General features: G+C 63.1%; 9 protein-coding genes. 3 read left to right on the top strand and 6 right to left on the bottom strand.

Features of this window, described 5'->3' with window-relative positions:
- Positions 1-326: 326 nt before the first annotated feature.
- Positions 327-1,379: an arabinan endo-1,5-alpha-L-arabinosidase gene (locus tag BMZ66_RS07550; protein ID WP_234795020.1), complete on the bottom strand. Its 1,053-nt coding sequence runs from the start codon at positions 1,377-1,379 to the stop codon at positions 327-329.
- Positions 1,380-1,732: 353 nt separating this feature from the next.
- Here BMZ66_RS07550 and BMZ66_RS07545 point away from each other — a divergent pair, with 353 nt between their 5' ends.
- Entirely contained in the window at positions 1,733-2,794 is a 1,062-nt protein-coding gene (locus tag BMZ66_RS07545) for a LacI family DNA-binding transcriptional regulator (protein ID WP_177204638.1), read from the top strand.
- 71 nt (positions 2,795-2,865) lie between these two features.
- The gene (locus BMZ66_RS07540) at positions 2,866-3,633 is read left to right on the top strand and encodes an alpha/beta fold hydrolase (protein WP_092670723.1); all 768 of its coding nucleotides are present in this window, start codon (positions 2,866-2,868) and stop codon (positions 3,631-3,633) included.
- Between the two features lie 13 nt (positions 3,634-3,646).
- Here BMZ66_RS07540 and BMZ66_RS07535 read toward each other — a convergent pair whose 3' ends face one another.
- Positions 3,647-4,471 (bottom strand): energy transducer TonB, encoded by an 825-nt coding sequence (locus tag BMZ66_RS07535; protein WP_092670721.1) that lies wholly within the window; start codon positions 4,469-4,471, stop codon positions 3,647-3,649.
- Between the two features lie 539 nt (positions 4,472-5,010).
- Between BMZ66_RS07535 and BMZ66_RS07530 the strand changes: the two genes are divergently transcribed.
- Positions 5,011-5,775 carry an alpha/beta fold hydrolase gene (locus BMZ66_RS07530; protein ID WP_092670719.1) on the top strand — a complete coding sequence of 255 codons (765 nt, stop codon included), beginning with the start codon at positions 5,011-5,013 and terminating at the stop codon, positions 5,773-5,775.
- A 170-nt stretch (positions 5,776-5,945) separates the two neighbouring features.
- On the opposite strand, the gene BMZ66_RS07525 is transcribed toward BMZ66_RS07530, so the two are convergent.
- The 4 genes from BMZ66_RS07525 to BMZ66_RS07510 all read right to left on the bottom strand — a co-directional run bounded on the left by BMZ66_RS07525 (position 5,946) and on the right by BMZ66_RS07510 (position 12,106).
- Positions 5,946-6,359, bottom strand: a complete 414-nt coding sequence (locus tag BMZ66_RS07525) for an SPW repeat domain-containing protein (RefSeq protein WP_092670717.1) — start codon at positions 6,357-6,359, stop codon at positions 5,946-5,948.
- Between the two features lie 109 nt (positions 6,360-6,468).
- Positions 6,469-7,686 (bottom strand): DUF1501 domain-containing protein, encoded by a 1,218-nt coding sequence (locus BMZ66_RS07520; protein ID WP_092670715.1) that lies wholly within the window; start codon positions 7,684-7,686, stop codon positions 6,469-6,471.
- Between the two features lie 216 nt (positions 7,687-7,902).
- Positions 7,903-9,447 (bottom strand): DUF1800 domain-containing protein, encoded by a 1,545-nt coding sequence (locus BMZ66_RS07515; protein WP_177204637.1) that lies wholly within the window; start codon positions 9,445-9,447, stop codon positions 7,903-7,905.
- A 67-nt stretch (positions 9,448-9,514) separates the two neighbouring features.
- Positions 9,515-12,106, bottom strand: a complete 2,592-nt coding sequence (locus BMZ66_RS07510; RefSeq protein ID WP_143080101.1) for a lamin tail domain-containing protein — start codon at positions 12,104-12,106, stop codon at positions 9,515-9,517.
- Positions 12,107-12,166: the final 60 nt, after the last annotated feature.

Here is a 12,166-nt window from a genome sequence, read left to right as displayed (position 1 = left end):
AAAGAATGGGTTTTTTCGTAAGGGCGGCGCGAGGGAATTACGGGTGGGGAGAAAAAAAGAACGTTGTGGGGGGGGCAGGCATCTCGTTCGCCGGGGAACCTCACCCCCGGCCCTGCCGGGTACGACCCCTCTCCCGCGGAGAGGGGAGCCTGACGAAGTGTACCGTGGACTCTGCGAGTCCGCGCTTGAACGAAACCCGAACGACATCCTAAACGACACCCGCCCACGTGCGGACTCGCACAGTCCACGGTACATAAAGCAAGACCGGTGCCCCCTCTCCACGGGAGAGGGGGTCAGGGGGTGAGGTGCCCCAGGCGAACAAGCCGCTACTTCCCAGTCACCGCCGGCCACCCCTCCTTATCCCAAGCCAGCTTCTCAACCCGCAGCTTAGGCCGCCCTTTATCCGAAGCATCGTAGCCATGGAAAATGAGGTAGTCTGCCTTGTCAAACGTAGCCACGGCATTGTGGCCCACGCCAAACCACTTGCTGTCGCCGGCCAGCACCAGCGTTCCGCCGCCTTGCTCCAGCGATAGGCCAGCCCGGTCTACATACGGGCCAGTGATTTCCTTGGCCCGACCCACCACCATTTTGTAGGTGCTTTCGGGCCCGCGGCAGCAGTAGTCAAACGAAGTGAAGAGGTAGTAAAAACCATCTTTTTTAAAGATGAACGGCGCTTCAATGGCCCCATCGCCCGGCAGGGAGTCGTTCAGCTTGAAGTCGCGGGGGCGGCGGGCAATGGTGCGCCACTGTTCCGGCTGCGCGGGCGCCGTGAGGTCGGGTTTGAGCTTCACCAGCTTCATGCCGCTCCAGAACGAGCCGAAGGTGAGCCAGGGCGTGCCGGCGGCGTCGCGGGCCAGGTTGGGGTCGATGGCGTTCCACATGTCGCGGCCCGGCACCGACTGGATGACCTTGCCGTGGTCGACCCACTTAAAATCGGGCGATTTTGGGTCCAGCGTCTTGTTCGTGACCAAGCCAATGGCCGAGGTGTTCTTGCCAAAGGCCGATATGGAGTAAAACAGGCTGTATTGGCCGTTGGCGAAAGAAATATCGGGTGCCCAAATGTGACCTCTGAAGCTGGGCACAGTGGCCACAGCCCAGGCAGGCGGCGCGTCAAACACGGGCTTTTCGGGCGTCCAGGTTTTCATGTCTTTCGACGACCACACTGCAATGCCCATGCCCGTGCAGAACATATAATACGTGCCATTCTGCCGAATCATCACCGGGTCGTGGGCCGGGGGTGTGGTGGTGGGGCCCATGGGCCGGGGCGGGCCAGGTGCGGCGGCTGGTGGGGCCGACGGTGGCGGTGTGGTTTGCGCAATCGCTCCCCAGCACGTGAGTAGCAAGACGGCGGTGGTGATGAATTTAGTTGTGCTCGACATGCTGGCTTAAATTAACGATTGTGCAATGCAATGTTCTTCCGACAGCGGTTGCTGTGCGACCAAAGTTATATAAATTCACAATCGTTTGTGTAATTTATTTTTTACATTGCCAACGCTTCTCTCAAATGGCTGCCAGGCGCATGCCCTACCAAAAGTCGGTCGGCTTCACCAGCAGTGCTTGGTCGTGCCCCGAGCTGAAATGGGCAGCAAAGGCCTTCCAGCCAATGAAACGCTAATGCCCGGCCCACCGATACCGGTGCTTAAACTCCTTCGTACGGGCCTTCCCGAAGGCCGGTATTTCTGCGAACTCTCAGTAGCTTTACACGATTCATCGCATGCCTCGCTTAACCACAATGGCCTCACGCCGAACTCTACCCAAAGAACCCAGCGCGGCCGGTAGTCCCGTTTCCATGGCCGACCTGGCCCGGGAGCTGGGCGTGTCGATGACCACGATTTCGCGGGCGCTGAGCGACCACCACAGCATTGGGCCGGCCACCAAGCAGGCGGTGCTCAAGCTGGCCAAGAAGCTGAACTACCAGCCCAACCACCTGGCGGCGGCCCTGCGCAAGGGCAAAAGCAAGCTGCTGGGCGTGATTGTGCCCTACATCGAAGGCCGCTTTTTTGCTTCGGTGGTGCATGGCATCGAAACGGCGGCCAGCAAGGCGGGCTTCAGCGTGATTATCTGCCAGTCGAGCGAAGACGTGGCGCAAGAGCGCAAAAACCTCGAAACCCTGCTCAGTGCGCAGGTCGCCGGTATTCTGATTTCCGTGTCGCGTACTACCGTCGATTTCCGGCACTTCGAGAAGGTGCGCAAGCACGGCGTGCCGCTGGTCTTCTTCGACCGCATTTTGGAAGGCGACAACGTGAACGCCGTGCTGCTCAACGACCGCGAAGGCGCCTACCAGGCCACGCGCCACCTGCTCGAGCAGGGCTGCCGCCGCGTGGCCCACTTTGCCGGCCTGCAGCATCTGAACATCTACAAAAACCGCCGCCAGGGCTACCTCGACGCCCTGCAGAGCTACGGCCTCGAACCCGATGAGACCCTGATAAAGGACTGCGACATGACTTTGGAGGGCGGCACCGGCTGCATGGCCGAGCTGCTGAAGCTTTCTTCCCCGCCCGACGCCGTGTTTTCGGCCGGCGACTCTGCTGTGTTGGGGGCGCTGCAGCTGCTAAAAAGCCGCGGCATCCGCGTGCCGCAGGACGTGGCCCTGGCCGGTTTCAGCAACGAGGCCCTGACGCTGGTGGCCGAGCCCATGATTACGTCCGTCGACCAGCGCACCGAGGAAATGGGGCAGGCCGCGTTCCGGCTATTTACCGAACTGGTCGCGGCCGAGGGTACATCGTTTTCGCAGCGGCAGGTGGTGCTGCAGCCGCAGCTATTTGTGCGGGCGTCGTCGCTGCGCAAGGGATAGATTCCCGGGCAGGGCGAGGGGTTATTTCCGAAAGAAATTGACCGCTGAGACGCAGGCGCTACTTTTGCCCCATGCCAGCACCGTCGAACCTGCCCACCATCGTCTTCCTCCACGGCTTTGCCGAAAGCCGCGAGGTATGGACTGCCTTCACCCGTTCCTTCCCGGACGACTACCGGCTGCTGGCGCCCAACCTGCCCGGCCACGGCACCAACCTGGCGCCGGTGCCCGACTTCTCGATGGAGGCCCAGGCCCGCCACGTCATCGAATACCTGGGGCAGAAGGACTGCGCTAACCCGGTGCTGCTGGTGTGCCACAGCATGGGCGGCTACGTGGCCCTGGCCCTGGCCGAGCGCTGGCCCCAGCGGGTGGCGGGACTGGCCCTCATCAATTCTACGGCCTTAGCCGATACCGATGAGAAACGCCAGAACCGGGAAAAAAACATCGGTTTCGTGGAGCGGCACGGCGTGGCCAAGTTCATGGAATCGTTCGTGCGCCCGCTGTTCGCGCCCGTCAACCGCGACAAGCTCAACGATGCCCGCGCCCTGCTGGAGGAAATCGGCAAAGCCACGCCCGAAACCACCATTACGGGGGCCCTGCGCGGCATGGCCGCCCGCCCCGACCGCACCCAGGTGCTGGCCAACGCCAAGTTTCCGGTGCTGATGGTGGCCGGCAAACACGACGTAGCCGTGCACTTCGAGGACGCCGTGCGCCAGGCCGCCATGCCGGCCGTGGCCCACGCGCTGTTTCTGGAAGGCAGCGGGCATCAGTCGTACCTGGAGCAGGCCGAGGAAACGCGGCGGGCCGTGCTGGCGCTGGCCGGCGCGGTATTCCGGAAATAGCAAATTTTCAGAGCTATTGTATCCGAAAGGTGAAAGGGACGACGTAGAAAACCCGTACGGGCTGGCCTCGCAACAGGGCTGGCGTGCTAGCCGGCCGCAGGCTCCTGACGGCCCGGAGCACTTCTTCATCAAGAGCAGTACTGGCTGAAGTCAGTATTTCGGCGTTTTCGATGGCCCCGTTTTCGGCTACTTCAAAATACGCAGTCACTTTGCCTTGCTGCTGGCCGCGCAATGCCGCTGCCGGGTACCTCACCTGCCGCTGGGCGTAGTCTGATAGGTTGCTATAGGTGCTGCGCGCCGCCACCATCTGGGCGAGGACGGCAGTTCCTTCGGGGTTATTCTTGAAGTTGGCATTGCGCTGGTCCTGCAGCAGGCCTGCGAGGTAGGGAAACACGGGCTCCTGGTCGGCGTAGCTGTAGGGCTGGCCGCTTAGAATTGATGCGAAGTTCAGGGCGATGAGCATGCGCGGGTTTTTGCCTGGTTTGTCTTCCGGCTGCGGTGGTGCCGGTTGCCAGGCGGGCATTTGGGCCTGCAGGTACCTCACAGCTGCTTGGGTAGCCTTGGCAAGCTCCGATTTGGCCGGTTGGGGAGGGCCCAAAACCTTGAAATTAACGGGTTTTTGGCCGTCTTGCAGTTCAATTTGCACCACCGCTCGCCTTGCCAAGCTAGGTGCTATTAGCCGGCTGCTGCGATAAACGAGGGCCCGCAACGAATCGGGCCCGCCGGGGAAGCGCGGCCCTGCATATGCCGCGGGAGTAACCGGGGCCTGGGCCAAGGCGTTGAAGGCCATGGCTAGCAGCACCACAGTTGTGGCAAGGCGGGTAAATGGGTTTTTCAATAGGGTAGACGAATGAAATAAAGGCGTAAGCTAGTGGATGCATTCCTCCCGATTGTCCTGCGGTCTCCTTCAAGAGCTAAATTTTTGAATGAGTGCAGGGGAGGTCGATGAAGGGGCATGCAGAACCCAGCCCACGACAAGCACGAAAAATCTTTGCGCAATAATCAGGCACTGCTGGGGCCGCTGGCCGCAGGGCAACAGGTTGCCTTTCATGAATGGAGAGCTGCCAATGCTGCGTTTTCATAACCTCAGCAGCTGTTTTGAGGCAATACTTTATGTTGTTTACTGATGTTACGCAGTGTTGCTTTGATGGCGCGGGGCTGTGCCCCGTGTCTCCTGGTTGCGGGCCTCTGGCCCGCAACGCCAGAACGATTTACCTTGTGATTGTTCAGAAGTCGTTCTGGAATTGTTCAACGACCGTCAGCCAAAGGCCGACAAATAGGAGACACGGGTCACATCCCCGCGCCATCAAGGCGAAACTGCGTAACATCAGTTATTTATAACAACAGTGCCCTAGCTCGGCGCGTATTCCCCGGCCTATGAGCACTACGTCCCCACCAGTGGTTGTTTTCCTGCACGGCTTTCTCGAAAGCCCCGAAATATGGTCGGATTTTGCGGCTAACTATTTCGACGATTGCCAAGTGCTGCTGCCTGCCTTGCCCGGCTACGACGGCCAGCCCCTGGCCGACGAGCAAGACTATTCGCTGGAAGCTGCTGCGGCTTCGGTGCGCGCCGAATTGGAGCGCGTCGGCGCGGGCCAGGCCGTGCTGGTGGGCCACAGCATGGGCGGCTACGTGGCCCTGGCTTTCGCCGAAAAATACCCCGGACTGGTGGCGGGGCTCGGGCTTCTGCATTCCACGGCCTTGCCCGATACCGACGAAGACCTGGCCCGCCGGCAGCGCAACCGTTCATTTATTGAAGAGCACGGCGTGGCTGCGTTTGCCGAGGAGTTTCTGCAGCCGCAGTTTGCGGCCGAGCACCGCGAATCGATGGCCCACCACCTGGCCCTGCTCAAAAGCCTGGCCGCGGCCGTGCCCCAGGCCGTGGCCCTGGGCGGCATCGACGCCATGAGCCAGCGGCCCGACCGCCGCCCGGTGCTCGAAAAAGCCACCTACCCGGTCCTGTTCATCGCCGGCAAAGAGGACAAGGCTGTGCCGCCCGAAAAAACGCACGAGGAAAGCCTGCTGCCCGACCATTGCACCGTGCTATGGCTGGCCAACGTGGGCCACCTCAGCTTCGTGGAGCGCCCCGCCGATACCCGCCGCGCCGTGCGCCAGTTAGTAGATGCAGCGTTCGACCGATGAGATGAGCCTGCGAAGCAATGCTTCGCAGGCTCATCATGACGGCTTTTTGGCGGAAAGCCTATTTTCCTAAGCAGACTTCTTGTCCACCAGGAGCTTACCGGAAGTTCAGCAAAAAGCCCGGCCTCCGTGGGGAGACCGGGCTTTGCAGCAAATACAAAATCTAAAGAGCCTTATGCTACGCCGGGGCGACGCGTGCCTGCACCTGAAATGGTCTGGCTGTCATTGGCAGAGCGGGTGTTGCCGACCCAGTCGGTGAGGAAATACACGATTAGGAACACCACGCCGGCGGCCACAAATAGGTTGCGGGCCGTCTCGTTGTCATTGGCGAAGCCAAACAGCCAAGGCGAGGCAATGAACACCAGGCCGCTCACCAGCTCCAGCTTGCCGTGCACTGGGAACGGAATGACGCGCGCCACGCCCAGCGGCATGTTGGTGAGCAGCGATATCACGAGGTAGCCACCGGCCAGCACGTAGCACACGGTGGCGTAGGTGCCTTGCAGGTTAAAGAGGCTGGGGGCGAGGGCAAAAAATGCGCACGTGGCATAGTCGAGCACGCCGTGCATGGTGGGTGATATGGGTTTCATAGCAGGAATAACTTAAAGGGTTGAAAGATGCATTTTCTACGGCCAGACAGCTCAAAATGATATAGAAGAGCTTAGAAAAAGGCCGTTGATTGCACCGCTCATGCTTCCCTTATACCAGTCCGTTCAGGTGCTCGAACCCGGTGCCCAGAATGGCCGCATCGTCGGCGCCCAGCCAGTCACGGAGAAGCGTGGCGTAGATGCTGCGGAAGTCGACCTGGTGGCGCAGGTCGCCCTGGTCGAGATTCGCCAGGTCGGGGGCATCGTTCAGAACCCCTTTTTTGCGGAGCCCGCCGCCGAGCAGAAACACGTTGTTGGCGGTGCCGTGGTCGGTGCCGTTGCTGGCGTTCTGGCCCACGCGGCGGCCAAACTCGGAGAACACCAGCACTAGGGTATTGTCCCACTGGTTGTGCTGCTGGAGGTCGTGGGCCAGCGCGGCGAGGCCGTCGCCGAGGTCGGCTAGCAGGCGCTGCTGCTGCTCCTGCTGCCGCACGTGGGTGTCGAAGCCCGACAGGGCCAGGTAGTACACCCGCGATTCGACGCCGGAGTTGATGAGCTCGGCGGTGGTCTTTAGGTTTTTGCCGAACTCTGAATTCGGATAGGCTACGTTGGATTTGTAGATTTTTGACTTGTCGTAGAGGTACTCGGCCGAGGAGGCGGTTTCGGCCAGGGTCTTGTAGAGGTAGTCTACCTGGGCGTGGTGGGCGGGGGCGGTTTGCTGGCTCACCTTGGCCAGCAGGCGGTTTTGGGTGAGCTGGTGAAACTTGCCGGGGTTTTTCAAGGCCAGGCCCTTGCGGGTGGCGCCTTTGAGGGCCAGGCTGAGGGTATCGTCGACTTCGAGGGCGTGGTAGGGAAGCTGGCAATCGGAGCAATCTGAGTCGAGGTAGCGGCCGAGCCAGCCGGTGCTCACCACCTGGTCGGCGCCGGAGCCGCTCTGCCAGATGTCCATGGCCCGGAAGTGCGAGCGGTCGGGGTTGGGATAGCCCACGGAGTTGAGCACGGCCAGGTGGCCCTGGTCGTAGAGGCCCTTCAGGCCTTTTAGCGTGGGGTGCAGGCCCAGGTCTTTTTCCAGGGGCAGGATGCCACTGGCTTCCCGGATGCCAAGTGTGGGTCGCGCTTTGTAGTACAGGTCATTTTTGTAAGGAATAACGGTGTTCAGTCCGTCGTTGCCGCCGCTGAGCTGCACTACGATGAGCCGCCGCGCGCCGGGCGCATCGGCCAGGCGCGCCAGCCCAGGCCCGCGGTCGAGCGCGTGCAGAAACTTGGGCACCAGCAGCAGCGAGCTGGCCAGGGCGGAGGTGCGGAGAAATTCGCGACGGGTAGCAGCCATAAGGAAGAAGTAATTAAGCTCCCCTCCTCAGATGAGGAGGGGATGTTCGAGCCGCCAGGCTCGGACTGGGGTGGTTGAAGTCGTTGAACGATGGGCGAACGACTCATGGTAGAAATGTCAGGGCATCGTTCGGGTGTCGTTCAACGACTTCACCACCCCAGCTGGCGCTTCGCGCCAGCATCCCCTCCTTGAAAAAAGGAGGGGAGTTTTGTTCTGTTAAGACAGCTGGTATTCTGGCAAACTCAGCAGACTTATCAGCGTGGTGCGGAGCGCCTCGGCGGGCTCTTTGTTCAGGGCTGCTTGTTGCACGAGGTGCAGGTTTTCGGGCCGAATGGGCGTTTGTAGCAGGAAGGCACTCAGCTTCTCGGGGTGCTGGGCGGCGGGCGTGGCGCCCAGCAGCTGTTGCAGGGGTGCCAGCGGCAGGTGAGTGCCGGTACCGGGGCGCACGGTACGCTCAGTTTTGGTTAGGTTGGGGGCGATGTCGTTTTCGTCCTGCTTGAGGGCCACGGCAAATTCGGCGTTGCGAAACAGAACGGCTGGTAGCTGCAGGCGCAGCAGCAGCGACGAGGAATCTATCCAGTTGCGGCCGCCCGGCCAGCCGGCCACGTTGGGCGGCTGAAACAGCGTTTGCCCCAGGGCTTTCTGGTAGCCCAGTAGCGGCTTGTCGTTGTCGAACTGTAGGTTGAGGGTGCGGCGCAGGCCGGCCAGCAGCTCCACCGGCGACTTGATGTGCGTGCCCAGGTTGGCGGGCTCGTAGAACCAATCGGCTGAAAACAGGCGCTCCACCAGGGCGGCAATGTCGTAGCCGCTTTGCCGGAAGGCCCCGGCCAGCGCTTCAATGTGCGCCGGGTTGGGCACTTCGTTCACAAAGAAGCAGTACACTTTCGTGACCAGAAAGGTGGCCGCGGCGGGCTGCTGCAGAATGTGCTGCAGCACGTCTTCACCGGTGAGGTTGCCGGTGCGGCCCAGAAAGGTTTTGGGGCCCGCGTCGTGGTCGCGCTCCCGAAACTTGAAGTTGCCCTGCGCGTCGTAGCCCCAGCCGGTGAAGGCCCGGGCGGCTTCTTTCACGTCCTGCTCGGTGTAGTGGCCGCGGCCCAGCGTGAACAGCTCCATCACTTCGCGGGCAAAGTTCTCGTTGGGCTGGGCCTTGCGGTTCTGCTGGTTGTTGAGGAATTGCAGCATGGCCGGCTCCTGGCTCACGGCCAGCAGCAGGTCGGCGAACTTGCCCAGGGCGTGCTTGCGGGTGGTATTGTGCAGGCTGAGCGCGGCGGCGGGCTGGCGCACCCGGCAGGCAAAGTGCCCGTGCCAGAACAGCGTCATTTTCTCGCGCAGCTGCGCCGGCGAGGTAGCCATGCGGTTCATCCAATCCGTGCTCATGCTCACGTAAGCCTCGCGGATGCCTACGTTTTGCATCCGGCGCTGCTCGGGGGTGAGGGGCGCACGGCGCAGGCGGGGCACGCCGGCCGCCAGGCTTCCGCCGCGCAGGGCCGAGCGGGGGCGCATTGGCGTCAGCGGCTGGTCGGGAAGCGTGGTAGCGGCGCCATCAGGCACGGGCTGGTAGCCGGGGGCTGGCTCGCTCATCACCACTCCCTGGGGCTCGGTGTGGGTGAGGTCGGGAGCGGCCAAAGGCTCATAGGCTTCCGCGTCGCGCAGCAGCTGTCGCAGGGCTTTGCGCATGCTGAGGCCGGCGGCGACATCCTGCGGCCGGGGCCCGAAGCCCGCCCGCCAGTAGAGGTGCTGAAGTTGCTGAGTGCTGCTCATGGCTACTCTGACCCCAGCTGCGGGCCCGGGTTTAATGGGGCACGCGGCCACGCCGCCCGGTGCCGCGCTAAAAGCGGGCGCCCAGCACCACTGTTTTCTTGTATTCGCGCTTCTCGCCGCTGCCGGCCCGAAACAGCTCGACCAGCAATACATAGTAGCCCACGGTAGCCTTGCGGCCCCGGTCATCGAGGCCATCCCACCGAAAAAATCCGTCGGTCGGCACAGTCTCGTTGCGCACGAGGCGGCGCGTGAGGCGGCCCAGGGCGTCGTACACCGTCACGGAAGCCGCGTAGCCAGGCTGGTCGAGGTGGTAGCTCAGGGTAACGAAGTCCTGCTGGCCGTCGTCGTCGGGCGTGAAGACTTCGGGCTCCACGGTCAGCTCCTGGTTGCCGCCGGGCGCGTCCTGTGCCTGCGAGTTGGTCCGGCCGGGCGTGGCGTAGCCCACCGCCCCGGCCGCCGAGTGGAAATTGCTGCCCAGGCTGGGCCCGTTGGCCCGAATGCGCTCCAGCGAAACGCCCTCTTGAGTGGCCAGCAGGCTCAGGTGCATGGTTTTATTGTAGGCAAACTGGTCCAGGGTGTTGCCCCGCGCATCCAGCAGAATCACGCTGCTGGCCTTGTCATCAAGCGTGGGCAGGGGGCCGACCAGCACCGCCTCCGGGTTGAAGCTGGTGGGGTACTGGGCCGACAGGACATCGGCATTGGGCGTGATGGCCACCAACTCTCCCGGCCCCAGCACATAGGGCGCCGTGGTGATTACCCGGGTAGAGGTACTGATGCCCAGCCCGTTCGTGAATTGGTTGTTTTGCAGGTTGACGTATTTCTGGCTGCGATTCAGGAGCTCGACGAACGTGGTGCCGCCCACCCGCGGGTTAAACAGCACTTCGTTCACCACTACATCGCCGGGGGCGGCGGGCTCGGGCAGGGCAAAGCGGGCCGACTGCAGCGGGCCGCTGGCGTTGCCAGCGCAGTCGGTGGCCGTTTGCACGGTGAGGGTGGTGGCGCGGCTGGGTTGCAAGGGTGCGGCCAAGGTCAGGTCGACCTGCCGAAAATCGGGCGCTACGGGTGCGGCCCGCGTAACAGCCGGGCCTGGGGCAGGCAGCGCGTAGCGGCTGAGGGTAGCGGCCGCGGCGCTGTCGAGCTTCTCCGAAAAGTACAGGCGCACGGTGTTTGGGGCGAGGGCCACGGCGCGCAGCAGGCTGGGCGGCAGCGCGTCGGCGTTGGCGGCGCGCACCGAGTTGGCCCGGCCGGGCGTGCCGCCGGTGGGGTCGGTGCTGGCGGTCCAGTTGCTGGCCCCGGCGCAGTAGTTGTTGGCGTCTATCATCTCCAGGCTCCAACCGCCGTCCTTTTTGCGGGCGTCGCGGTACCAGGTGTCGGAATAGCTCACTTCGAAGAGGGTGCGGCCGTCGCGGCTGCGCAGCACCAGCTGGTCGCCGCCGTTGTTGAGAGTAGGGAAGTTGGTGGGGCCGTACACCTTGCCGTAGGTCACAAATTGCAGCACGCGGGTGCTGCCGCACACAATGGCGTACTGGCCGGGCAGCAGCCGGGCCGTATCAGGCAGCACGGCGGCCGTGGTGCTGCCGGGCTTGGTAAAACGCACCCCGCCCAGGTTGAGCACGCGGGCGCTGCGGTTGTAAATCTCCACATACTCCGAAAGCGGCAGGCCCACCTGCGGCGTTTCGTCGGCAAAAATCTCGGTGATAAGCAAATCGCCCACCTGCGGAAGGGCCGGCGGGGCCGAAAACGTAGCCGTGAGCGGGCCAGCGGCCACGTTGCCGTAGAGGTCGGCAATGTTGCGGGCTTCCAGCACGTTGGTCGGGGCCACGTCGGCAGCAAAGGTTAGCTGCACCACCGCGGGGTTGGTGGCCAGCACCTGGGCCGTGGCCGGCACGGCGCCGCTCTGCAGGCGGTAGTTGGCGCGCAGGGCGGCGCTGGCCGCAGCCACGGGCTCGTTGAAGAGCACGTTAACGCGGCGCGCATCCAGGGGCTGGGCCCGCAGCAGGAGCGGCGCCGTGGCGTCGGTCACGGCAAAGTCGTCGAAGTAGAAGTTGCGGCTATTGGCCGAAGAATAGAGCAGCGACATGCCCACGGCCACGCTGCGTTGGTAGGTGGCGTCGGTGGGTTGGGCGGCTTCGGCCACGAAGGTGCGGCCCCCGGTGAGGTCGCGCTCCAGGGTCCAGCGGTTGGCGGTGCTGCGGGTCACGCGCACGCGCACCAGGTTGTTGGTGGTGCTGGCCAGGGTGTTGTTCAGGCCGTCAATGACGAGGACGGGGCTGCGGGTCGAGTCTTTGCGGAAGAGGCTCACCTCGTCGTCGGTGCCGCCGAGGCGCACGAAGTAGCCCGAGTTGGCTGGGCTCTTGAGGTCCGTTTGGGAGGCTATCAGCCACACATCGGCGAGGTTGGTGGAGCTGGTGGCCAGCTTCAGGTTGGCCCAGAATTCCCACACGGTGCCGGTGTTGGCCTGGCAGGGCGTGCTCAGCTGCAGCTGGGTGCCGGTGGTGGCGGGGCCATTGCTCTGCAGCTGCTGGGCCGTTACCTGGAAGCTGGCGGCGTCGCCGGTCCAGGCGGGGTTGGCGGTGAAGTTGCCGTCGGCGAAGTCGTCGCGCAGCTGGGCGTGGGCAAAACCCGGCAATAGCAGCAAGAGCAGTAAAAGGTGTTTCAAGAATTGAAGTAGAAGTAGATAAGAACAGGAATGCGCCGCCGCAACATCGAAAGTAGTCCA

It is taken from the genome of Hymenobacter arizonensis (assembly GCF_900115775.1).
Classification (GTDB): domain Bacteria; phylum Bacteroidota; class Bacteroidia; order Cytophagales; family Hymenobacteraceae; genus Hymenobacter; species Hymenobacter arizonensis.
Note: the sequence above shows the minus strand (reverse complement) of the source record. Positions and strands in the feature narration are given on the sequence as shown.